Below are 22987 nucleotides of genomic sequence, written 5' to 3' on the forward strand. Positions count from 1 at the left end.
ATCCGCGCGCCCCACCTGGGCCCACGCAACCACCTGGACGCCGAGTTGCGCTTGGGCGACCTGCTGGCGGCCTGGCGCCAGGCCGGGGCGCCCTTGCTGCACGTCAGGCACCTGTCGCGCAGTCCGACCTCGGTATTCTGGCCGGGACAGCCGGGCGTGCAGTTCCAGCCGGCGCTGGCGCCGCTGCCTGGCGAGACGGTGTTCGACAAGCAGGTCCCCGACGCCTTCGCCAACAGTGGCCTGGAGCGCTGGCTGCATCAGCGCGGCATAGCCTCGCTGCTGATCTGCGGCGTGGCCAGCGAGAACTCGGTGGAAGCCACCGCACGTAGCGCCGGCAATCTGGATTTCACCACCTGGGTCGCCGAAGACGCCTGCTACACCTTCGCCAAGCCCGACTTCGCCGGTCGGCCGCGCAGCGCCGAGGAGGTCCATGCGATGGCCATGGCCAATCTGCACGGCGAATACGCCACCGTCACCTCCAGCGCGGCCATGCTCGAACGTCTGCGGACGAACGGGTCGCCCTGCTAGACTGCCCTCCTGAACGTCTGGAAGAGCTGCATGAACCCTGTCGATATCCTGCGCGACTCGTTGTCTTTCTTTGCCCGCAATCTGCGGCCCCTGGCCGTCCTCACCCTGCCCTGGCTGCTGCTCGAAGCCCTGCTGCGCTATCAGGTGCTGGAACGCTTCGGCGCCAGCGGCGGCCTGTGGGACATGCTGGTAAGCCTGCTCTGCTATCCGCTGTACACCGCCGCCCTGCTGATTTTTCTGGAGGCACGCACTCAGGGCAATACCCCGCGCCTGAGCGGCGTCTGGGGCGCCGCACTGCTGCTCTGGCCGCGCTTCGCCATCCTCGCGGCCTTGACCTCGGGGCTGGTGATGCTGGGCTTCTCGCTGTTGATCGTGCCGGGCTTTCTGATCATGGCCAAGCTGGCCTTCGCCGAGAATCTGCTGGTGCTGGAGGGACGGGCGCCGCTGGACGCCCTGCGTGGCAGCTTCCGGCTGAGCCGCGGGCACTTCTTCACCCTGCTTGCGTGCATCCTGGCCACGGTCCTGCCGGCCTGGCTGCTCGACGCCTGGATCACCAAGCATTTCGCCGAGGCCGCGGTAGCGGAGATCGCACTGCAGACCCTTTCGGGTTTCCTGCAGCTGATCCCCAGCATCGCCGTCTACCGCATCTACATGCTGGTCAGGCAGACCGCCTGACCTGGCCATTCACCACATCAGGTCATCCGGCACCTGATAGGCGGCATAGGGATCGTCCGGATCCGGCTCGCCGCTCTGCACATTGAGCAGCACCACCCGCTTGGGATCGCGCTCCTGAATACGCTCGGCGGTAGCTCGGGGCACCACCTCGTAGCGGCCTTCGTAGCGCACGATGGCCAGGCTGCCCTTGCTGAGCTTGTCTCTCATCATGACGTTGACCGACAGGCGCTTGACCTTCTTGTCGTCGACGAAGTTGTAGTAGTCCTCGGTGCTCAGCTTGGGCAGGCGGCTGGTCTCGATCAGCTGCTTGATCTGTGCCTGCTCGGCCTTGCGCTTCTTCTTGTCTTCCTGAGCGCGATTGAGCTCCTGGTCCTTGGCCAGCTTCTCCGCCTGGGCCTGCTGGACGGCCAGCTCCTGGGAGCGGTCCTTTTCCGTCTGCCCGCGCTGCTCCATGCGGGTCTGCTTCTGCTTCTGCTTGACGGCCTGCTTGGCCTGCTTTTCATTGACCAATCCGGCTTTCAGCAGCTGGTCGCGTAGGGACATGCTCATCGATACGACTCGTCTAGATCATCCAAGGGGGCGCGACTCGAAAGCGGCCACGCGCCAGGGTGTCCATCCTGCGCAGCCGACGAAGCGAGTGCAAGCCTTTCTCTGGGGTGAAATAATGCGGTCATTACCTATCCGCCCCTGGTTCGGGCGCTGCCGATCACAATTCGCCCATGATTACCTTCGCGATCGTCCTGCTCTTCGTCGCCAGCGTGCTCTTCGTCCACCTTCGCGGACGTGCTCGGCTGCCGTTTCTGCGCCAGCTGGTCAACCACTCCGCGGTGTTCGCTCCCTACAACGCCCTGATGTACCTGTTCTCCAGCGTGCCGTCCAAGCCCTATCTGGATCGCAGTCGCTTTCCCGAGCTGGACGTGCTCAAGGACAACTGGCAGGAGATTCGCGTCGAAGCTCTGCGGTTGTTCGACGAGGGCTATATCCGCGCCGCGGAAAAGGACAATGACGCCGGCTTCGGTTCCTTCTTCAAGAAGGGCTGGAAGCGTTTCTACCTGACCTGGTACGGCGAGCCGCTGCCTTCCGCCCAGACGCTCTGCCCGCGAACCGTCGAACTGGTGCGGCAGATCCCCAACGTCAAGGGCGCCATGTTCGCCCTGCTGCCGGGTGGAAGCCATCTGAATCCCCATCGCGATCCCTTCGGCGGCTCGCTGCGCTACCACCTGGGCCTGGCCACGCCGAACTCGGACGCCTGCCGCATCTATGTCGATGGCCAGCCCTATGCCTGGCGCGACGGCGAAGACGTGATGTTCGACGAGACCTACGTGCACTGGGTCAAGAACGAGACCGACCAGACCCGGGTGATCCTCTTCTGCGATGTCGAGCGTCCGCTGCGCAGCCGTCTGCTGACCCGCGTCAATCAGGCGGTCAGCCGTTTCCTCGGCAGCGCCACGGCGCCACAGAACGTCGAAGGGGAACGCGTCGGCGGCATCAACCAGGCCTATGCCTTCAGCAAGAGATTCGGGGATCGCATCGGGGGTGGCGTGAAGAAATTCAAGCGGCGCCATCCCAAGGCCTACCGCATCGCCAAGCCGGTGCTGGCGGTACTGGTGGTGATCGCGCTGTACCACTGGATCGTCAGCTGAGACTGCGATCCTGCGCCGGCCTGATCAGCCGGAACGCTGCTGGCGCTGGCGATGCAGCCGCGCCACCAGCTCGGCTTCGGCCTGGGACAGGCCGCAGGCCTGGGTGAGATCGTCGGCGCTGGCGCCTAGCCCCACCAGACGCGCCGCCTGGGAAAATGACAGACTGGTGGGATCGCTCTGCTCGATCTGGGTCAGGCGATCGGGCAAGGGTGCCACCACCTGGGCCAGCCCCTGCACCTGCTCTCCCATGCGTACCTGCCCGGCCTGGTAGGTTTCCAGGCGTTTGAGCAGGATCTGCATGCGCTTGTCGACCAGGGTCTCCCGCTCGGCCAGCTTGGCCGCCTGTTGCTGCTGGCGCTGCCAGAGCAACCAGCAGCAACCGCCAAGGCCGGCACAGGCCAGCCCCAGGGCAACGCTGAGCAGGATCAGCCCGACGAGCATCAGATGCTTTCCAGCTCCGACCACTCTTCTTCGGTCATCAGCTTGTCGAGCTCGACCAGGATCAGCAGCTCGCCGTTCTTGTTGCACACGCCCTGGATGAACTTGGCGGACTCGTCATTGCCGACGTTCGGTGCGGTTTCGATCTCCGACTGCCGCAGATAGACCACCTCGGCCACGCTGTCGACCAGGATGCCGACGACCTGCTTGTCGGCCTCGATGATGACGATACGGGTGTTGTCGGTGACCTCGGTAGGCAGCAGACCGAAGCGTTGACGGGTGTCGATCACCGTCACCACGTTGCCGCGCAGGTTGATGATGCCCAGCACGTAGCTCGGCGCACCCGGGACCGGAGCGATTTCGGTGTAGCGCAGGACTTCCTGGACCTGCATCACGTTGATGCCGTAGGTCTCGTTATCCAGGCGGAAGGTGACCCATTGCAGGACCGGATCTTCGGAACCCTGTGCGGACGTTTTTTTCATGTTCCCTAGCCTCGTCAAATACCGCACGTGCGGCGAAGCGGGCGAACCCGCCGGTTAGTTGCAGCGGACAGCCCTAGCGACGGCCACCCACCACCTGTTCAGCGAGCGCCGCCACATCCAGCAGCGCACACATCTGATCGATCACCGTACCGGCCAACCACGGCCGGGTAGCGCGTTGATTCCGCCATTTGACCTCGGCGGGGTCCAGCCGTACCGAATGGCTGACGCCATGCACGGCCAGGCCCCAGTCCAGGCCTTGCAGCGATATAACGAATTTCAGGCCTTCGCGATAGTCGTCGCGGTAGCGCTCGGGCATTACCCAACGCGCCGCGTCGAGCACGCGCAGGTTGCCTGCCTGGCAGGGTAGCAGGCCCAGGAACCAGTCTGGCTGACCGAACAGCGGCGTCAACTCTTCGTCGGTGAGTGGGTAGATGGAGCCCAGGCACACCAGGGGCGCCGCCAGGGTCAGGCCGGCCACGTCGAACAGCAGGCATTCGAAGGGTTCTTCGCCCCACTCGGGGCGACCTTCCAGGTGCACGGCGCTGGGCGGTACGCCAGCCGCGGCGGTGGGCTGCACCGCCGGGGTACCGAGGGCAATGCCCTCCACCACCGGACGCGCCGGCTCGGTAGCGGGGGCCAGTTCGGGGACGCGCCAGTCCAGCTCGATATCGGTCTCGGGCGGCAACGGCGCCGGGAGCGCCGACTGCAGCCCCTCGGGCGGGGCGCGTTCGGCCAGGGCGACGCCGGCACGACGGGCGGCCAGCGGCACGACCCGGGGTTGCCGCGCGGCGTCCCGTTCGAGCTCCTCGCGCACCGCGGCGGCGAATTCGTCTTCGCTCACGCTGGCGATCGTCGCCGCCGGTGCCACCGCGGGCGCCACGACCGGCGCGGCTTCGGCGGTCGGCAGTTCCAGGAACGCGTCCAGCAACAGGGCATCGAGATAGCCTTGGAGGACACGCTGAGGACGATTGTCGAGGGACGTCGGTTGGCTCATGGCGATCTACGTGGGTGAGTTGTCCAGCCTATCGGCCGGCGGGGTGGAAAACTTGAATCAGGCGACCTGGCTGCTGGGCGCCCCATCGAGCAGATGCCGCAGCAACGCCCGGTAGGCGATGACGCCGCGACTGTTCACCTCGTGGCGCGACGGCACTTGCCCGGAACGACTGGCGTCGCGCAGCCGCGTATCGATGGGAATGAAGGCCTGCCACAGCTGCGCCGGATAGGTGCTGCGCAGCACCTTGAGCGTACCTATGGAGGCCTGGGTACGGCGGTCGAACAGGGTCGGCACTATGGTGTAGGGCAGCGCCTGCTTGCGCGAGCGGTTGATCATGGTCAGGGTATTGACCATGCGCTCGAGCCCCTTGAGCGCGAGGAATTCGGTCTGGGTCGGAATCACCAGGTGCTGACTGGCCGCCAGGGCATTGACCATCAGCACGCCAAGCAACGGCGGACTGTCGATCAGCACATGATCGAAGTCGTTCCACAACTGTGCCAGGCTCTTGGAGATCACCAGGCCCAAACCGCTCTGGCCAGGCGACTGACGCTCCAGGGTGGCCAGCGCGGTACTGGACGGCAGCATCGACAGCTGCGGATGGCTGGTAGGCAACAGCAGCCGCTTCGGCAGGCCTTCCGGAACCTGGCCACCGTGCTGGAACAGATCGAACGCGCTGTGTTCGAGGCTGTCCGGATCCTGACCGAAATAGCTCGTCAGGGAGCCGTGGGGATCGAGATCCACCAGCAGGACGCGCTTGCCCTCATCGCCGAGCAACCCGGCGAGGGCAACGGTGGTGGTGGTCTTGCCCACCCCACCCTTCTGATTGGCGACAGCCCAGACTCTCATGTGCAGACTTCCTCCCGACGACACGACCAGCCGGGTCAAGGTGCCGGCTTGGTGGCCGACGACGAAGATTTGACAGGCGCCACCCCGGGCGCCGGTTCTCCAGGCGATGCTGCAGATTGTGTGCCAGTCGACGGATTTTGCAAGGTGCTCTGTGGCCGGAACAGGTCGAGATTGCGAGAGATCAGCAGGACCACGCGCCGATTGCGGGCGCGATTGACGTCGCTGGTGTTGTCGACCACCGGCTGATAGGCGCCATAGCCCACCACGGCCAGGCGCTGCGGCGCGATGCCGTTGCCGATCAGCAGCCGCACGATACTGGCCGCCCGCGCCGCGGACAGCTCCCAGTTGGTGGGATACAGCGCCGTGCTGATGGGGCGGTCGTCCGTATAGCCCTGTACCTGGATCGGATTCTTGAACGGCGCCAGAATCTTGGCCACCGTCTCCATCAGGCCGAAGGCGGGATTGCTCGGCAGGGAGTCGCCGCTGGCGAACAGCAGATTGGAGCTGAGTTCGATCTCCAGCCACATCTCACTGGCCTTGATGTTCAGCTGGTCACCGGCGATGAGATCGCCGAAGGTGGCGCGCACGCTGTCGGCGATCTGCTGCAGCGGGTCGCTGGGGGTGCCCCTGGCCGGCTGAGCGGCACTGGCGTCCATCACCGTCGGTGTCACGCCCGCGGGACGCTGATTGCCGAGGGGAATGGGTTTGAGCGAACGCTCCGGCTGGCTGAAGATGCCCGACAGGCTGTCCGAAAGCACCTTGTACTTGCTTTCGTTCAAGGAAGAGATGGAATACATCACCACGAAGAAGGCGAACAGCAGGGTGATGAAGTCCGCGTAGGAGACCAGCCAGCGCTCGTGGTTCTCGTGTTCTTCGGGACGGCGGCGGCGACGAGGCATGCGGCGTCCTCCTAGTCCAGAAAACCTTGCAGCTTCATTTCGATGGAGCGGGGATTCTCACCCTCGCCGATGGACATCAGCCCTTCCAGCAGCATTTCCCGGTAGCGCGACTGTTGCTGGGCCAGCGCCTTTAGCTTGTTGCCGACCGGCAGCAGCAGCAGGTTGGCGAAGCCGACACCATAGATGGTGGCGACGAAGGCCACGGCGATGCCGCTGCCCAGCTGGGACGGATCGGCGAGATTCTGCATGACATGGATCAGGCCCATCACCGCGCCGATGATCCCGACCGTGGGTGCATAGCCACCCATGGCCTCATAGACCTTGGCGGCGGCGATGTCGCGATCTTCCTGGCCGTAGAGATCCACTTCGAGAATGCTGCGCAGGGCCTCGGGTTCGGTGCCATCGACCAGCAGCTGCAGGCCCTTGGCGGCATAGGGATCGGCTTCGCGGGCGACCAGGGGTTCGAGACCCAGCAGGCCTTCCTTGCGCGCGACGTTGCTCCAGTTGACCACCTTGCGGATACCGCCGGCGAGATCCAGCCGCGGCGGCACGAACACCCAGGCCAGCATGGTCAGGGCCCGGCGCAGCACCGGCAGGCGGGTCTGCAGCAGGACGGCGCCCAGGGTGCCGCCGACCACGATCAGCGCTGCCGGCGCGTTGGCCAGGGCGGTAAAGGAACCGCCCTCCAGCAGGTTGCCACCCATGATGGCGGTAAAGGCCAGCAGGATGCCGATGAGGCTGAGAACATCCACGCTCAATGCCCTTCTGGCCAGTGAACGCCTGCCGTCACGAACAGGCCTCGGTCAGGTGTCTGCCGATGTCGTCCAGGCCATAGACGGCGTCGGCCAGATTGGCCTTGGCGATGGCCATGGGCATGCCGTAGATGACGCAGCTCGCTTCGTCCTGGGCCCACACCTGGCTGCCGACCTGCTTGAGCATCCGCGCGCCTTCGCGGCCGTCGGCGCCCATGCCGGTCAGGACGACCGCCAGCACCTTATCGGCATAGGCCTTGGCCGCGGAGCCAAAGGTCACGTCGACGCAGGGTTTGTAGTTGAGGCGCTCGTCGCCGGGCAGGATCTTCACCGTGCCGCGGCCGTCCACCATCATCTGCTTGCCACCGGGTGCCAGCAGAGCCAGGCCCGGACGCAACTGATCGCCATCCTCGGCTTCCTTGACGCTGATGCGGCAGAGCTTGTCCAGGCGCTCGGCGAAGGCCTTGGTGAAGGCCGCCGGCATGTGCTGGATCAGCACCAGCGGTGCCGGGAAATTGGCTGGCAGCTGGGTAAGCACCCGCTGCAGAGCCACCGGGCCGCCGGTGGAGGTGCCGATGGCCACCAGGCGATAATGCTTGCGCTTGGGCGGCGGCGAAGCCGGAGCCGTGGCTGCATGGCTGGCAGGAGCGCTGCTGGGCGCCACCGGACGCGCCGCCGGGCGAGCAGTGGCCGGCGCGGTCGAGGCACTCGCGGGCGCAGCCGGCGCGACGCTGGGGGCCACGGCGAAGCGCCGGTTGGAACGGGCAATATGGTGGATCTTCTCGCACAGCAGCTTTTGCACACTGGCGGGATTGCGTGAGATGTCCTCGAAATTCTTCGGCAGGAAGTCGACCGCGCCAGCATCCAGAGCATCCAGGGTGACCCGGGCGCCTTCATGGGTGAGCGAGGAGAACATCAGCACCGGGGTAGGGCACTTCTGCATGATGTGGCGGACCGCGGTGATGCCGTCCATCATCGGCATCTCGTAGTCCATGGTGATGACATCGGGCCGCAGCGCCAGGGCCTGGTCGACCCCTTCGCGCCCGTTACTGGCCGTGCCCACCACCGAGATGTTGGGATCGGCCGCCAGGATTTCCTTGAGCCGACGCCGGAAGAAGCCGGAATCGTCCACCACCAGTACTTTTACCGGCATACGTTGAAACTCCTAACTGGGGCGGCGCAGGCCACCCGATGGCGCCGGGCCCAGGGCCCGACGCCGCTCGTACCTGGCCGACTCAGAGCCCGCGGCGGGCGTAGCGCTTGAGCATGCTCGGCACATCGAGGATGAGCGCGATGCGCCCGTCGCCGGTGATGGTCGCTCCGGACATGCCGGGCGTTCCCTGCAGCATCTTGCCGAGTGGCTTGATGACCACCTCTTCCTGGCCCACCAGCTGATCGACCACGAAGCCGATGCGCTGGGTACCCACCGAGAGGATCACCACATGCCCTTCCCCCTGCTCGACATGGGCCGCATTTGGCACCAGCCAGCGCTTGAGGTAGAACAGCGGCAGCGCCTTGTCGCGTACCACCACCACTTCCTGGCCGTCCACCACGTTGGTGCGGGACAGGTCGAGGTGGAAGATCTCGTTGACGTTGACCAGCGGGAAGGCGAAGGCCTGGTTGCCCAGCATCACCATCAGCGTCGGCATGATCGCCAGCGTCAGGGGCACCTTGATGACGATCTTGGAGCCCTGGCCCTTGGTCGAGTAGACATTCAGGGTGCCGTTGAGCTGGCTGATCTTGGTCTTGACCACGTCCATGCCCACGCCACGACCGGAGATGTCGGAGATCTCGGCCTTGGTGGAGAAACCCGGGGCGAAGATCAGATTGAAGCACTCGGTCTCGGTCAGGCGATCAGCCGCGTCGCGGTCGAGCAGGCCCTTTTCCACGGCCTTGTTGCGCAGCAGATCCGCGTCCATGCCCTTGCCGTCATCGGAGATCGACAGGAGGATATGGTCGCCTTCCTGCTCGGCGGAGAGCACTACACGCCCCGCGCGGGACTTGCCGTTCTCTTCACGCTCGGCTGGCCCTTCGATGCCGTGGTCGACCGCGTTGCGCACCAAGTGCACCAGCGGATCGGCCAGGGCCTCGACCAGGTTCTTGTCCAGGTCGGTTTCTTCGCCGACCAGCTCCAGGTTGATCTCTTTCTTCAGGCTGCGCGCCAGATCGCGGACCAGGCGCGGGAAGCGGCCGAAGACCTTCTTGATCGGCTGCATCCGGGTCTTCATCACCGAGGTCTGCAGATCGGCGGTGACCACGTCGAGATTGGATACGGCCTTGGCCATGGCCTCGTCGCCGCTGTTCAGGCCCAGACGCACCAGGCGGTTACGCACCAGTACCAGCTCGCCGACCATGTTCATGATCTCGTCCAGCCGTGCGGTATCGACCCGTACGGTGGTCTCCGCCTCACTGGTGGGACGTTCGGCGGGCGCTGCCGCTGCTGGCTTGGGCACCGCGACCTCGGCAACCGGAGCCGGTTTAGGCGCGGGTGCAGGCTGAGGCGCGGCGACCGGTGCCGGCGCAACAGCAGCAGCAGGAGCGGCTACAGCGTCAGCAGCGGCCGCAGGACCACTGAATCTGCCCTTGCCGTGCAATTCGTCGAGCAGGGATTCGAATTCGTCGTCGGTGATCTCGTCACCGCTCGCCGCTGCTGAAGCCGCTACAGCCGGGGCTGCTGCGGCCGGTGCCGCGGCCTCGTTCGCGACGAACTTGCCCTTGCCGTGCAATTCGTCCAGCAGGGCCTCGAATTCGTCGTCGGTGATCTCATCACCGCTCGCGGCAACAGCAGCAGGCGCTGCGGCAGCGACCGGCGCTTCCTGGAACCTGCCCTTGCCGTGCAACTGATCGAGCAGGGCTTCGAATTCGTCATCGGTGATGTCGTCGCCACCGGCGGCTGCCGGAGTGGCAGCTGCCGCGCCCGGCTCGCTGCCCAGGGCATCGAGCAGATTCTGGAAATCAGCATCGCTCAATTCCGGCTCGGCCGCTGCAGCAGCAGCGACGGGCGCCGGTGCCGCGGCCACCGGAGTGGCAGCCACGGGCGCGGCCGCTACCGGTGCTGGTGCGCTCCCGGCCGGGTCGGCCAGGCGAGCCAGCGCCGCCAGCAACTCGGGCGAGGCCGGGGTCGGCTCTTCGCGTTCCCGGACCTGACCAAACATCTCGTTGACGGAATCCAGTGCCTGCAGCACCACATCCATCAGTTCGGCATCCACGCGGCGTTCGCCCTTGCGCAGGATGTCGAAAACGTTTTCCGCGATATGACAGCACTCGACCAGGGTATGGAGCTGCAGGAAACCGGCACCGCCCTTTACGGTATGGAAGCCACGAAAGATGGCGTTCAGCAGATCCATGTCATCCGGGCGGCTTTCCAGCTCGACCAATTGTTCCGACAACTGTTCGAGAATCTCGCCGGCCTCTACCAGGAAATCCTGGAGGATCTCTTCATCGGCGTCGAAGCTCATTCCTGCACTCCCCAAGAGGGTCTGGGTCAGAAGCCCAGACTGGATAGAAGATCGTCGACGTCGACCTGAGCGGCCACAACGTCTTCACGCTTATCGGCATGAATCTGCGGACCTTCACCCTTCATCGTCTTTTCTTTTCGATTCTGTTCGATCAGCGCGCTGTGATCGTGACTGAAGCCGGTATAGCGATCGACCTGGCTGGCCATCATCACCAGCTTGACGAGGTCTTTCTCGATCTGCCCGACGAGATTGACCACGCGCTTGATCACCTGACCGGTAAGGTCCTGGTAGTCCTGCGCCAGCAGAATGTCGTTGAGCTTGGTGGACAGTTGTTCGGCGCTGCTCTCGCTGTGGCTGAGGAAGGCATCGACGCGCTTGGCCAGTTCGCGGAATTCGTCCGCGCCCATTTCCCGGCGCATGAACTTCTTCCAGTCGGTATGCACGGCCCGGGCTTCGTCACCGAAGTTGCCTACCAGCGGGGCGCTCTCCTCCACCAGATCCATGGTCCGGTTGGCGGCATTCTCGGTCATCTTCACCACGTAGGAGAGACGATCGGTGGCATCGCTGATCTGGGAAACCTCTTCGCCGGCCATGCCGCGCGGATCGATCTCGAAGTTGACGATGGCGTTGTGCAACTCGCGGGTCAGCTTGCCGACTTCCTGGTAGAGACCCCGGTCACGCAACTGGTTGAGTTCATTGATGACATGCACGGCCTGGGTGAAATCGCCACTTTCCAGGCATTTCACCAGCTCCTGGGCGTGCTGTTTTAGATTCGACTCGAAGTCGCTGAAGCTGTTGGTGCCAAGCTGATCCATAACGTCCCCGCGGCTTTCTTCAGCCGTTCACCCGCTCGAAGATCTTGTCGATCTTTTCTTTCAGCACCTGGGCGGTGAAAGGCTTGACCACATAGCCGTTCACGCCGGCCTGAGCGGCTTCGATGATCTGCTCACGCTTGGCCTCGGCGGTCACCATCAGCACCGGCAGGGTCTTCAGGCGCGCATCGGCGCGTACCTGGCGCAGCAGGTCGATGCCGGTCATGCCGGGCATGTTCCAGTCGGTGACGAGAAAATCGAAGTTGCCGCTCTGCAACATCGGCAGAGCGGTATTGCCGTCGTCTGCTTCGGCGGTATTGGTGAATCCCAGATCGCGCAGCAAATTCTTGATGATGCGTCTCATCGTGGAAAAATCGTCCACGATGAGGATTTTCATGTTCTTGTCCAAGTCGACCTCCGTCCTAATCCGCACACACGCCGCAGGGCGCGCCTAAGCAATCGTAGTAGCCTGAGTACCAGCCGGTTAACGCGAACGCCATTCCGCCAGCCGCGCCCGCAGGCGTGCCGCGCATTGACTGTGAAGTTGGCAGACGCGTGACTCGCTCACGCCCAGCACCTCGCCGATTTCCTTGAGGTTGAGTTCCTCGTCGTAATACAGCGAGAGCACCAGACGTTCACGCTCCGGAAGATTGGCGATGGCGTCGGCCAGGGCCTTGCGGAAGCGCTCGTCTTCCAGACCGCGACCGGGTTCGAGTTCATGCGAACCACTCTCCTCGAGCCCATGCTCACCACCCTCCATGAGGTCGTCGAAACTGAACAGGCGACTCCCCATGGTGTCGCCAAGGATGCCGTAGTACTCATCCAGACTCAATTTAAGTTCGGCCGCGACTTCGGAATCTTTAGCGTCGCGACCCGTGCGCGCTTCCACCGCGCGAATGGCGTCGGTGACCATGCGCGTGTTGCGGTGCACCGAGCGCGGCGCCCAGTCGCCCTTGCGAACCTCGTCGAGCATGGCGCCGCGGATGCGGATGCCGGCGTAGGTCTCGAAGCTGGCGCCCTTGCCGGCGTCATATTTGCGCGAGGCCTCCAGCAGACCGATCATGCCGGCCTGCATTAGGTCCTCGACCTGCACGCTGGCCGGCAGACGCGCCAGGAGGTGGTAGGCGATGCGTTTCACCAACGGCGCGTAGCGGTTGATGAGTTGCTCCTGCTGGGTACGTTCCGAGGTTTTGCTGTACATGCGAAGCCCGCTGGATGCTGTCATGCGTGGGTACCGATGGCTGGTTGCACAAGGCGCTCGACAAAGAACTCGAGATGGCCGCGCGGATTGGCGGGCAACGGCCAGCCATCGACTCTCTGAGCTACCGCACGGAAGGCCAGCGAGGCCTTGGCACGCGGAAAGGCTTCGAACACGGGGCGCTGTTTCTGCACGGCTTTGCGCACCGCCTCGTCGAACGGAATGGCGCCCACATACTGCAGGGCGACATCCAGGAATCTGTCGGTCACCTTGGTCAGCTTAGCAAAGAGATTGCGACCTTCCTGGGGCGTCAGCGCCATGTTCGCCAGAACCCGGAAACGGGTGACGCCATGGTCGCGATTGAGCAGCTTGATCAGGGCGTAGGCATCGGTAATGGAGGTGGGCTCATCGCACACCACTACCAGGACTTCCTGGGCGGCGCGAACGAAGCTGACCACCTGGTCGCCGATGCCGGCGGCGGTATCGACGATGAGCACGTCGAGGTTCTCGCTGATGTCGCTGAAGGCCTGGATCAGACCGGCGTGCTGGGCCGGCGTCAGATTGACCATCGCCTGGGTGCCCGAGGCCGCCGGGACGATACGGATGCCGCCCGGGCCCTGCAGCAGCACGTCGCGCAGCTCGCACTCGCCGGAGATGACGTCGGCCAGGGTGCGCTTGGGCGACAGGCCGAGCAGAACGTCGATGTTGGCGAGGCCCAGGTCGGCGTCGAGCAGCATGACGCGCCGCCCGATATCGGCCAGGGCCAAGGCCAGGTTGACCGACACGTTGGTCTTGCCGACACCGCCTTTACCGCCCGTGACCGCTATGACTTGGACGGGATGCATGCTACCCATTGCCTGATACCTTTGATTGAAATCCGTCACACTTTAGACCAAGTGCATTTGGCGTGCCCAGGCATGCGATGCACCACTACCGTTCGTCTGCGCTAACCGGCGCGGCGGGCATTGCTCTGATACAGGCCGGCAAGCATGCCAGCCATGGTTTCTTCGCTCGGCTCCTCGGGAGCCTGCAGGCTCACCGCACGGCTCACCAGCTGGTGGCTGCGGGCCGGGTGCAGGTCGTCCGGAATGCGCGGGCCGTCGGCGATGTAGGCCACCGGCAGGCGCTGGCTGATAGCCAGGCCGAGGGCTTCGCCGAGACTGGCGGCTTCGTCCAGCTTGGTCAGCACGCAGCCGCTCAGGCCGCAGCGCCGATAGCTATGGTAGGCCGCCTTGAGCACCTGGCTCTGGCTGGTGACACCCAGTACCAGATAATTGCGAATCTTCAACTGACGGTTGGCCAGGGCTTCGAGCTGCACCTTGAGCGCCGGATCATTGGCGGGCATCCCCGCGGTGTCGATCAATACCAGGCGCTTGCGCGCCAGAGGTGCCAGCGCCTGGGCCAGGGACTGGCCCGGATCGACCAGGGTGACCGGCACGTCAAGGATGCGGCCGAGGGTTTTGATCTGCTCCTGGGCACCGATGCGGAAGCTGTCCATGCTGACCAGCGCCAGACTCTGGGGGCCGTACTTGAGCACGTAGTTGGCGGCGAGCTTGGCCAGGGTGGTGGTCTTGCCCATGCCGGCCGGACCGACGAAGGCGACGACACCGCCCTCCTCCAGGATCTTGGCGTCGGTGGTCTTGGCCAGCTGGGCGAAATTGGCCAGCAGCATGCGCCAGGCATGGCGCGGGTCCTGGATCTTGGCGACGCTGTCGAGCAGGTGGCGGGCCAGATCGGCGGGCAGGCCCATGCGCTGCAGACGGCGCCAGAGGCCGGCCTGTTGCGGACGGGTGGACTGCACCTGGGTCCAGGCCATGGAGCCGAGCTGAACTTCCAGCAGTTCACGTAGGCCACTGAGTTCGCTACGCATGGCTTCCAGGGCGCGGCGGTCTTCCGGCGCGGCACTGGCGGCAGGCGCAGCAGCGGCGGCGGGCTGAGGGGCACGCGGCGGGGCGATCACCGGCTCGCGACGGCTGTCGGCGGCGCTGATGGCGCCCAGCAGCTGCTTGTCCTTTGGCGCGGCCGAGGGCACGCCCGGCGCACGGATACTGAGGTCGGCATGGGCCTGGGCAATCTTCGCATGGGTCTTGCGCAACTCCGCCTGCAGCTCCGCGTTGGGCGCAGCCGGTGCCGGAGCCTGGTAGTCCAGCGCCGCGGTCAGCTCGACCCCGCCGGCGACCCGGCGGTTGCTGAGGATGGCGGCATCCGGGCCCAGCTCGTCGCGTACCAGCTTCATGGCTTGACGCATATCGGCAGCGAAGAAACGTTTGACTTGCATGATCTAGACCTCAGCCATTCTGGCCAACGGTAGCGACGATGGTGACCTGCTTGTTGTCCGGAATTTCCTGGTAGGCCAGAACACTCATGTTCGGTGCTGCCATCCGGGCGAAGCGGGACATCATCCCGCGGATCGCACCGGCTACCAGCAGCACCACTGGCTTACCCATCATTTCCTGACGCTGCGCTGCCTCGATAAGGGAACGCTGCAGTTTTTCAGCCATGCCAGGCTCGAGGAACATGCCGTCCTCGGCGCCTTGACCGGCCTTCTGCATACTACTTAGCAACATCTGTTCCAACCTTGGCTCAAGGGTGATAACAGGCAGCTCAGGCTCCATTCCCACGATGTTCTGGACGATTGCACGGGACAGGGCGACCCGCACGGCACCCGCGATGGCGGCGGGATCTTGACTCCGCGGCCCGACGTTGGCGATGGCTTCGGCGATGGTACGGATATCGCGGACCGGCACCTGCTCCTGCAGCAGCTGCTGGAGGATCTTGAGCAGGGTCGACAGGGAAACGATGCCGGGCACCAGCTCCTCGGCCAGCTTGGGCGAACTCTTGGCCAGCACCTGCAGCAATTGCTGGACTTCCTCGTGACCGATCAACTCGTGGGCGTGCTTGAAGAGCACCTGGTTGAGGTGGGTGGCGACCACGGTGCTGGCGTCGACCACGGTGTAGCCGAGGGACTGGGCCTGGTCGCGTTGGGTGACGTCGATCCAGACGGCCTCCAGACCGAATGCCGGATCCTTGGCGGCGACGCCGTTGAGGGAGCCGTAGACCTGACCGGGGTTGATGGCCAGTTCGCGATCCGGATAGATCTCGGCCTCGGCCACACTGACGCCCATCAAAGTCAGACGATAGGCGTTGGGCAGCAGGTCCAGGTTGTCACGGATGTGCACCGACGGCATGAGGAAGCCAAGGTCCTGGGACAGCTTCTTGCGCACGCCCTTGATCCGCGCCAGCAGCTGGCCACCCTGGTTGCGATCGACCATGGGGATCAACCGGTAGCCGACTTCCAGACCGACCATATCCACCGGGGTGACGTCATCCCAGCCCAGCTCCTTGGCCTCGGCCGGACGCTGTACGGGCGCCAGGTCCTGCTGCTGCTTGGCTTCCACCTCGGCGGTCTGCTTGGCCTGGCGCTGACGCTTGTAGATCAGCCAGGCACCGGCAGCGGCGCCGCCGCCCAGACCGAGGAACGGCAGGTGCGGCATGCCCGGGACCAGGCCCATGGCGATGATGATGAAGGCCGAGACCGCCAGCGCCTTGGGCGAGGCGAACATCTGACGATTGACCTGCTGGCCCATGTCCTCGGCCGAGGACACACGGGTCACCATGATGGCCGCGGCGACCGACAGCAGCAGCGAGGGGACCTGGGCGACCAGGCCGTCACCGATGGTCAGCAGGGCGTAGATACGCGCCGCTTCACCGAACGGCAGACCGTGCTGGGCCATGCCGATGGCCATGCCGCCGATAAGGTTGATGAAGAGGATCAGCAGACCGGCGACGGCGTCACCGCGGACGAATTTGCTGGCACCGTCCATGGAACCGTAGAAGTCGGCTTCCTGGCCCACTTCGGTCCGGCGCTTCTTGGCTTCGGTCTGGTCGATGATGCCGGCGTTCAGGTCGGCGTCGATGGCCATCTGCTTGCCGGGCATGGCGTCCAGGGTGAAACGCGCCGATACCTCGGAGATACGGCCGGCACCCTTGGTCACTACCACGAAGTTGATGATCATGAGGATGGCGAACACCACCGCACCGACCACGTAGTTGCCGCCGACCACCACCTCGCCGAAGGCCTGGATGACCTTGCCCGCGGCGTCGTGACCGTCCTGGCCGTGCAGCAGCACCACGCGGCTCGAGGCCACGTTCAGCGCCAGGCGCAGCAGGGTCGACACCAGCAGGATGGTCGGGAAGACCGCGAAGTCCAGCGGCCGCAGCGCGTAGACACTGACCAGCAGGACCACGATCGACAGGGCGATGTTGAAGGTGAACAGCACGTCCAGCAGGAACGGCGGCATCGGCAGGGTCATCATGGCGAGCATCGCCAGGACGGCCAGCGGCACGCCCAGGTTGCCGCGAGCCAGACCGCGCATGTTGCCCATCATCATGGATTTGTCGACTTTCACACCCATTCCTCGCTTGCCGGTGCCTTCGTCACGGAAAGTTGACGCAGCGCACTGTTCGCAGGGGCTTGAGCAAGCTCCGGGCCAACTGTCCAAGACCTTGAATCAGCAAGGTTTTCCCAGGGGTAATACAGGACGGGTTACAGATCACCGAAACCGTCGGCTGAACCGCGAGCGGAAGCCATGAGTCTGTCTAAGGACCCGCGCTAGCGCGCCTATCCGAGGAACATCACCATGAAAATCTGGACCGCGACGCTGTTGGCCACCTGTCTGGTCGGAACCGCCCAGGCGGCTGAGTCCCTGACGATCCCGCTGAACAAGGTCACGACCGACGGCGTAGGCGAAAGCGTCGGCATCGTACAGGTGACCCGTTCCAAGTACGGCCTGGTCTTCACGCCCGATCTCAAGGGCCTGGAGCCCGGCATCCATGGCTTCCATGTCCATACCAAGCCCAACTGCGGCGCGGCCGAGGTGAATGGCACCCTGACCGCAGGTGGCGCTGCGGGCGGCCATCTGGATCCGCGCAACACCGGCAAGCACAGCGCGCCCTGGTCGGACGACGGCCACCTGGGCGAATTGCCGGCGCTCTATGTGACCGCCGACGGCCAGGCTACCCAGCCGGTGCTGGCGCCGCGCCTCAAGCGGCTCGAAGAGCTCAAGGGCCATGCACTGATGGTGCATGCCGGTGGCGACAACTACGCCGACCAGCCCAAGCCACTGGGCGGTGGCGGCGCACGTGTCGCCTGCGGCGTCATCAAGTAGGCGCCTTCCCCTCCTCATCCCGCCGCAGATCCGGCGGGATGGGCAGATCGGACAGCTTGGGCTTGCGCCCACGTCCGGCGCGGAACTGTCTGAGCTGATAGACATAGGCCAGAACCTGGGCCACGGCCACATAGAGGCCGGCCGGAATCTCCTGATCCACTTCAGTGGAGAAATACACCGCCCGCGCCAGCCCCGGCGACTCCAGCAGGGAGACCTGGTGTTCCTGGGCGATCTCGCGGATCTTCAGCGCGGTGAAATCGCTGCCCTTGGCCACCAGCACCGGCGCCCCGCCCTTGGCCGCGTCGTACTTGAGCGCCACGGCGAAGTGGGTCGGGTTGGTGATGACCACATCGGCGTTGGGTACCTCGGCCATCATCCGCCGCTGCGCCATCTGCCGCTGCATCTGGCGAATCTTGCCCTTGACCTCGGGCTTGCCCTCGCTGTCCTTGTACTCGTCCTTGATCTCCTGCTTGGTCATCATCAGCTTCTTGCGATTGCTGAGGATCTGGAAGGGCACGTCCACCGCGGCGATGATCAGCAGCCCCATGGCCAGCAGCAGGGTGGCATGCCCCACCACCTGCATGCTGTGCAGCAGCGCCTGCTCGGTCGGCAGCTTGGCGATCTGCAGCAGCGCCGTGCGTTCGCTCATCAGCACCATCACCGACACGCCCAGGATGATGAAGAACTTGCCCAGCGCCTTGAGCAGCTCCACCAGGGAATGCTTGGAAAACATCCGGGCGATGCCGGACATGGGATTCATCCGGCTCGGCTTGGGCGCCAGCACCTTGCCGGAAAACAAAAAGCCGCCCAGGGCGATGTGGCCAATGATCGCGGCAATCACCACCAGGACGATCATCGGCAGCATGCCAATCATCGCCGCCTTGCCCGAGGCCAGCAGGAAGGTGCCCATGAAGCGCTCGTCCATGACCTCTTCCCGACGCAGGGAAAAGTTGCTGCGCATCACCTCCAGCAGCTTGCCGCCGAGGAAGGCGCCATACATCAGCAGACCGCCGACCCCCGAGAGCATGACCGCCACCGTACCGAGTTCGCGTGATCGCGGGAGCTGACCCTCTTCCCGGGAATCACGCTTGCGTTTCTCCGTGGGGTCTTCTGTGCGGTCTTCGCCATCGGATTCAGCCATGCGGCGTATCTCCTAGTGGGGTGTCTCAGAGGTTCGCGCAAGAGTTGGCGAGTGTTTTTTGACCTAGGCAAGGCGCCGCGACGCGTCATGGCAGGGCCATCGCGAGGAGTGGCAACGCCGTTAAGGCCGAAAAAGCGCCGCCAAGATTGTGCAGACAACTTTTGGGACACCCCATTAGCGTTCTCGGGCCAGTTCGCGCAGCCATTGCAGCGCCTCGGTGGCGAGACTTTCATAGTGGGAGAGAATGTCGGCGGTGCCTAGCCAGACGATGATCATGCCCAGCACCACGATCAGCGGCATGCCGACGGAAAAGATGTTCAGCTGCGGCGCCGCGCGGGTCATGATGCCGAAGGCGATGTTGACCACCAGCAAGGCGGTGATGGCGGGCAGCACCAGCAGGATACCGGCGCCCAAGACCCAGCCCAGTCGCCCGGCGACCTGCCAGAAGTGCTCGACGCTCAGGGTGTCCCCCACCGGCAGGGTGACGAAGCTTTCCGCGAGGATCTCGAACACCACCAGATGGCCGTTCATGGCCAGGAACAGCAGCGTCACCAGCATGGTGAAGAACTGGCCCATCACCGGGGCCGAGGCGCCGTTGACCGGGTCGATCATGGACGCGAAGCTCAGGCCCGCCTGGGTCGAGATGATCTGCCCGGCCACCACGAAGACGTGGAAGAACAGCTGCAGGCTGAAGCCCATCACCGCGCCGATGAGGATCTGCTCGACGATCAGCGGCAAAGCCTGGACGCTGATGGCGTCCACCTGCGGCATCGGCGGCAGGGTCGGCACCAGCACCAGGCTCAAGGCCAGCGCCAGATACATCCGCACCCGCACCGGGACCAGCGTGGTGCCGATGATGGGCATGGTCATCAGCAGCGCGGCGATGCGAAACAGCGGAAACAGGAAGCTGCCGACCCAGCCGCCGATCTGGGCGTCGCTGAGGGCGAGCATGGGCTAGCCGATCAGCCGCGGGATGTTGGCGACCGAGGTCTGGATGAACTCCATCAATTGCCTGACCATCCAGGGTCCCAGCACGATCAGCGTCAACAGGGTGACGATCAGCCGCGGCAGAAAGCTCAGGGTCTGTTCGTTGATCTGCGTTGCCGCCTGGAAAACCGCCACGATCAGGCCGACGACCAGACTCGGCACCACCAGCACCGCCACCAGCAAGGCGGTGAGCCAGAGGCCCTGGCGAAACAGATCAACGGCGACTTCAGGGGTCATTTCGCTTCTCCATGCAAAGGGGGCACCGCTAGACGGTACCGAAGCTGCTGGCCAGGGTACCCATGATCAGCGCCCAGCCATCCACCAGGACGAACAGCATCAGCTTGAACGGCAGGGAGATGATCATCGGCGACAGCATCATCATGCCCATGGCCATCAGCACGCTGGCGATCACCAGGTCGATGACCAGGAAGGGAATGAAGATCATGAAGCCGATCTGGAAGGCGGTCTTGAGTTCGGAGGTGACGAAGGCCGGCACCAGGATCGACAAGGGCGCCTGATCGGCACTGGGAATGTCGGTACGCTTGGACAGCCGCATGAACAGGTCCAGGTCCGATTGCCGGGTCTGCCCCAGCATGAAGTCCTTCATCGGCACCTGGGCGCGGGCAATGGCATCCTGGGCGCTGAGTTGTTCGTTCAGATAGGGCTGCACGGCGGTGGTGTTGATGCGGTCGAACACCGGCGCCATGATGAACAGCGAGAGAAACAGCGCCATGCCCACCAGCACCTGGTTGGACGGCGTGGTCTGAAGGCCCAGCGCCTGGCGCAGGATGGCGAAGACGATGACGATGCGGGTGAAACTGGTCATCAACATGACGAACGCTGGAATGAAGCTCAGCGCCGTCATGATCAGCAGGATCTGCAAGCTGACCGAATACTCCTGCTGCCCCTGACCATTGGTACTCAGGGTAATGGCCGGAATCGACAGCGGATTGGCCTGCCCGGCCTGCTGCGCCAGCGCCAGGGGCGCGAACAGCAGCACGGCCAGGCCCAGCAGCCAGCCCAGGGTGCGCCCCAGACCGGCCGGTAGACGCAAAGGGGTCATGGTTTCGCCTTGGGGTCGCGGCTGATGAGTTCCAGCAGGCGCTGGGCGAATTCCGGCGCCGGCGCTTCGGTCTCGCCAAGGCGCACCGGCTCGCGCAGGCTGTGCAGCGGCGTGATCCGGCCGCCGGCGACGCCGATCAGCAGTTGCTCCTGGCCGACCTGCACCAGGACCAGTCGCTCGCGCGGACCCAGGTGCTGGGTGGAGATCACCTTGATCACCTGCTGGCCACGCGGCCCCTGCTGCTGCACCCGGCGCACCAGCCAGGCCAGACCGAGGATCAGCGCGATCACCAGCAGCAGGCCGAGCAGCAGCTGACCGACCTGAGCCCCCACGTCCAGCCCCGGCGAGGTAGCTTCGGCGGCACGCGCGGTCAGGGGCAGGAGACCCAGCGGCAGGAGCAGACTCTTCATGGATCACCGCAGCTTCTTGATACGTTCCGTGGGGCTGATAACGTCGGTCAGGCGGATCCCGAACTTCTCGTTCACCACCACCACTTCACCGTGGGCGATCAGCGTACCATTCACCAGCACATCCAGCGGCTCGCCAGCCAGACGGTCGAGCTCGATGACCGAGCCCTGGTTGAGTTGCAGCAGGTTGCGAATGGAGATGTCGGTGTGGCCGACCTCCATGGAGATGGTCACCGGGATGTCCAGGATCACATCCAGGTTGGGACCTTCCATGCCAGTCACTGCCAAACCCCCACTGCTCTGACCAAATTCTTCCACCGGCGCCTTGGGCGGCTTGGGGGCTTCGACCTGGGTGCCCTGCGCCATCAGAGCGTCGATGTCGTCCTGGCTGGCGTCACCGGCTTCGGCCAGGGCCGCGGCCCACTCGTCCGCCAGGGCTTGTTCTTCGGGGTTGTCTGCCATCGTCTGGGTCTCGTGCTAGGCCGGGCCTCGGCCCGGACAAGAAAACGGTTGTCGCTCAGCGGCTGCGGCTGACCGGTTCGAGAATCTGCAGGGCCAGGTTGCCCTTGCGCGCGCCCATCTTGACCTTGAAGGTGGGCATGCCGTTGGCTCGCATGAGCATCTCGTCCGGCATCTCCACCGGAATCACGTCGCCGGGCTGCATGTTGAGGATATCGCGGAGTTTGAGTTGGCGCCGGACAACCGTCGCCTCCAGCGGGACGCGCACATCGAGCAGGTCCTCGCGCAGGGCCTTGACCCAGCGTTCGTCCTGGTCATCGACGTCGGACTGGAAGCCGGCGTCGAGCATCTCGCGGATCGGCTCGATCATCGAATAGGGCATGGTCACGTGCAGCTCGCCGCCGCCGCCATCCAGTTCGATGTTGAAGGTGCTCACCACCACCACTTCGCTGGGGCTGACAATGTTGGCCAGCGCCGGGTTGACCTCGGAGTTCATGTACTCGAACTGGCAGTCGAGCATGGCACCCCAGGCTTCCTTGAGGTCGACGAAGCACTGGTCGAGCACCATGCGCACCACGCGCAGTTCGGTGGGCGTGAATTCGCGGCCTTCGATCTTGGCGTGACGACCGTCGCCGCCAAAGAAGTTGTCCACCAGCTTGAACACCAGCCGCGCATCGAGGATGAACAGCGCGGTGCCGCGCAGGGGTTTCATCTTGACCATGTTGAGGCTGGTGGGCACGTACAGCGAGTGGATGTACTCGCCGAACTTGGTGACCTGCACCCCGCCCACGGAAACGTCCGCCGAACGCCGCAGCAGGTTGAACATGCTGACCCGGGTATAGCGGGCGAAGCGTTCGTTGATCATCTCCAGGGTCGGCATCCGTCCGCGGACGATGCGATCCTGGCTGGTGAGGTCATAGCCCTTGATGGTGCCCGGCTCGGCATCGGTCTCGGTCTCGACGATGCCATCGTCGACCCCGTGCAGCAGGGCATCGATTTCATCCTGAGAGAGCAGATCTTGCACGGCCATGGTGTTA

At 64.6% G+C, this 22987-nt stretch carries 26 protein-coding genes; 4 read left to right on the forward strand and 22 right to left on the reverse strand.

Annotated elements, in window-relative coordinates; translation table 11 throughout:
• The gene (locus QMX82_RS17615; RefSeq protein ID WP_282285960.1) at positions 1-528 is read left to right on the forward strand and encodes a cysteine hydrolase family protein; all 528 of its coding nucleotides are present in this window, start codon (positions 1-3) and stop codon (positions 526-528) included.
• Between the two features lie 30 nt (positions 529-558).
• Positions 559-1203, forward strand: coding sequence for a YciC family protein (locus tag QMX82_RS17620; RefSeq protein ID WP_208691976.1), 645 nt, complete (start codon positions 559-561; stop codon positions 1201-1203).
• Positions 1204-1212: 9 nt separating this feature from the next.
• On the opposite strand, the gene QMX82_RS17625 is transcribed toward QMX82_RS17620, so the two are convergent.
• The gene (locus QMX82_RS17625) at positions 1213-1752 is read right to left on the reverse strand and encodes a DUF2058 domain-containing protein (protein ID WP_208691977.1); all 540 of its coding nucleotides are present in this window, start codon (positions 1750-1752) and stop codon (positions 1213-1215) included.
• A 170-nt stretch (positions 1753-1922) separates the two neighbouring features.
• On the opposite strand from QMX82_RS17625, the gene QMX82_RS17630 reads away from it, so the two are divergent.
• Positions 1923-2846 carry an aspartyl/asparaginyl beta-hydroxylase domain-containing protein gene (locus tag QMX82_RS17630; RefSeq protein WP_282285972.1) on the forward strand — a complete coding sequence of 308 codons (924 nt, stop codon included), beginning with the start codon at positions 1923-1925 and terminating at the stop codon, positions 2844-2846.
• A gap of 24 nt (positions 2847-2870) precedes the next feature.
• Here QMX82_RS17630 and QMX82_RS17635 read toward each other — a convergent pair whose 3' ends face one another.
• From QMX82_RS17635 to flhA, 14 genes are all read right to left on the reverse strand, one after another.
• The gene (locus QMX82_RS17635) at positions 2871-3287 is read right to left on the reverse strand and encodes a DUF2802 domain-containing protein (protein WP_208691979.1); all 417 of its coding nucleotides are present in this window, start codon (positions 3285-3287) and stop codon (positions 2871-2873) included.
• The gene (locus tag QMX82_RS17640) at positions 3287-3766 is read right to left on the reverse strand and encodes a chemotaxis protein CheW (RefSeq protein WP_007160357.1); all 480 of its coding nucleotides are present in this window, start codon (positions 3764-3766) and stop codon (positions 3287-3289) included. Before QMX82_RS17640 ends, QMX82_RS17635 begins: the two co-directional genes overlap by 1 nt.
• Positions 3767-3839: 73 nt before the next feature.
• Complete coding sequence (locus QMX82_RS17645; protein ID WP_282285974.1) at positions 3840-4760, reverse strand: chemotaxis protein CheW; 921 nt, start codon at positions 4758-4760, stop codon at positions 3840-3842.
• A gap of 57 nt (positions 4761-4817) precedes the next feature.
• On the reverse strand, positions 4818-5606 hold the full coding sequence (locus QMX82_RS17650) for a ParA family protein (RefSeq protein WP_208691981.1): 789 nt from the start codon (positions 5604-5606) through the stop codon (positions 4818-4820).
• A 35-nt stretch (positions 5607-5641) separates the two neighbouring features.
• On the reverse strand, positions 5642-6505 hold the full coding sequence (motD, locus tag QMX82_RS17655) for a flagellar motor protein MotD (RefSeq protein WP_282285980.1): 864 nt from the start codon (positions 6503-6505) through the stop codon (positions 5642-5644).
• Positions 6506-6516: 11 nt separating this feature from the next.
• Positions 6517-7257: a flagellar motor protein gene (locus QMX82_RS17660; protein ID WP_282285982.1), complete on the reverse strand. Its 741-nt coding sequence runs from the start codon at positions 7255-7257 to the stop codon at positions 6517-6519.
• A 34-nt stretch (positions 7258-7291) separates the two neighbouring features.
• The gene (locus QMX82_RS17665) at positions 7292-8410 is read right to left on the reverse strand and encodes a protein-glutamate methylesterase/protein-glutamine glutaminase (protein WP_282285984.1); all 1119 of its coding nucleotides are present in this window, start codon (positions 8408-8410) and stop codon (positions 7292-7294) included.
• A gap of 82 nt (positions 8411-8492) precedes the next feature.
• Positions 8493-10715: a chemotaxis protein CheA gene (locus QMX82_RS17670; protein WP_282285986.1), complete on the reverse strand. Its 2223-nt coding sequence runs from the start codon at positions 10713-10715 to the stop codon at positions 8493-8495.
• 26 nt (positions 10716-10741) lie between these two features.
• Positions 10742-11530 (reverse strand): protein phosphatase CheZ, encoded by a 789-nt coding sequence (locus QMX82_RS17675; RefSeq protein ID WP_208691986.1) that lies wholly within the window; start codon positions 11528-11530, stop codon positions 10742-10744.
• A 19-nt stretch (positions 11531-11549) separates the two neighbouring features.
• Positions 11550-11924, reverse strand: coding sequence for a chemotaxis response regulator CheY (locus QMX82_RS17680; protein WP_169853335.1), 375 nt, complete (start codon positions 11922-11924; stop codon positions 11550-11552).
• An 87-nt stretch (positions 11925-12011) separates the two neighbouring features.
• The gene (fliA, locus tag QMX82_RS17685) at positions 12012-12752 is read right to left on the reverse strand and encodes an RNA polymerase sigma factor FliA (protein WP_027597968.1); all 741 of its coding nucleotides are present in this window, start codon (positions 12750-12752) and stop codon (positions 12012-12014) included.
• On the reverse strand, positions 12749-13579 hold the full coding sequence (gene fleN, locus QMX82_RS17690; RefSeq protein ID WP_208691989.1) for a MinD/ParA family protein: 831 nt from the start codon (positions 13577-13579) through the stop codon (positions 12749-12751). The genes fliA and fleN overlap by 4 nt, the downstream gene beginning before the upstream one ends.
• A 92-nt stretch (positions 13580-13671) precedes the next feature.
• A complete protein-coding gene (flhF, locus tag QMX82_RS17695) occupies positions 13672-15003 on the reverse strand; it encodes a flagellar biosynthesis protein FlhF (protein WP_282285998.1) in 1332 nt (443 codons plus the stop codon).
• Between the two features lie 10 nt (positions 15004-15013).
• A complete protein-coding gene (gene flhA / locus QMX82_RS17700) occupies positions 15014-17116 on the reverse strand; it encodes a flagellar biosynthesis protein FlhA (RefSeq protein ID WP_261794020.1) in 2103 nt (700 codons plus the stop codon).
• Between the two features lie 249 nt (positions 17117-17365).
• Between flhA and sodC the strand changes: the two genes are divergently transcribed.
• A complete protein-coding gene (gene sodC / locus QMX82_RS17705; protein ID WP_282286001.1) occupies positions 17366-17893 on the forward strand; it encodes a superoxide dismutase [Cu-Zn] SodC in 528 nt (175 codons plus the stop codon).
• On the opposite strand, the gene flhB is transcribed toward sodC, so the two are convergent.
• The 7 genes from flhB to fliM form a co-directional block, all read right to left on the reverse strand.
• The gene (gene flhB / locus QMX82_RS17710; RefSeq protein ID WP_208691994.1) at positions 17886-19034 is read right to left on the reverse strand and encodes a flagellar biosynthesis protein FlhB; all 1149 of its coding nucleotides are present in this window, start codon (positions 19032-19034) and stop codon (positions 17886-17888) included. The genes sodC and flhB overlap by 8 nt on opposite strands.
• A 174-nt stretch (positions 19035-19208) precedes the next feature.
• Positions 19209-19985, reverse strand: a complete 777-nt coding sequence (gene fliR / locus QMX82_RS17715) for a flagellar biosynthetic protein FliR (protein WP_282286006.1) — start codon at positions 19983-19985, stop codon at positions 19209-19211.
• Between the two features lie 3 nt (positions 19986-19988).
• Entirely contained in the window at positions 19989-20258 is a 270-nt protein-coding gene (gene fliQ, locus QMX82_RS17720; protein WP_208691996.1) for a flagellar biosynthesis protein FliQ, read from the reverse strand.
• A gap of 28 nt (positions 20259-20286) precedes the next feature.
• Positions 20287-21084, reverse strand: a complete 798-nt coding sequence (gene fliP, locus QMX82_RS17725) for a flagellar type III secretion system pore protein FliP (protein WP_282286008.1) — start codon at positions 21082-21084, stop codon at positions 20287-20289.
• Positions 21081-21494 carry a flagellar biosynthetic protein FliO gene (gene fliO / locus QMX82_RS17730; protein WP_133862392.1) on the reverse strand — a complete coding sequence of 138 codons (414 nt, stop codon included), beginning with the start codon at positions 21492-21494 and terminating at the stop codon, positions 21081-21083. The genes fliP and fliO overlap by 4 nt, the downstream gene beginning before the upstream one ends.
• Before the next feature lie 3 nt (positions 21495-21497).
• The gene (gene fliN, locus QMX82_RS17735; RefSeq protein ID WP_133862393.1) at positions 21498-21953 is read right to left on the reverse strand and encodes a flagellar motor switch protein FliN; all 456 of its coding nucleotides are present in this window, start codon (positions 21951-21953) and stop codon (positions 21498-21500) included.
• A 55-nt stretch (positions 21954-22008) separates the two neighbouring features.
• A complete protein-coding gene (fliM, locus tag QMX82_RS17740; RefSeq protein WP_183629224.1) occupies positions 22009-22980 on the reverse strand; it encodes a flagellar motor switch protein FliM in 972 nt (323 codons plus the stop codon).
• Positions 22981-22987: the final 7 nt, after the last annotated feature.

The sequence above is a fragment of the Pseudomonas sp. PS02302 genome (assembly GCF_029959585.1).
In the GTDB taxonomy this organism is placed as follows: domain Bacteria; phylum Pseudomonadota; class Gammaproteobacteria; order Pseudomonadales; family Pseudomonadaceae; genus Chryseomonas; species Chryseomonas aestiva.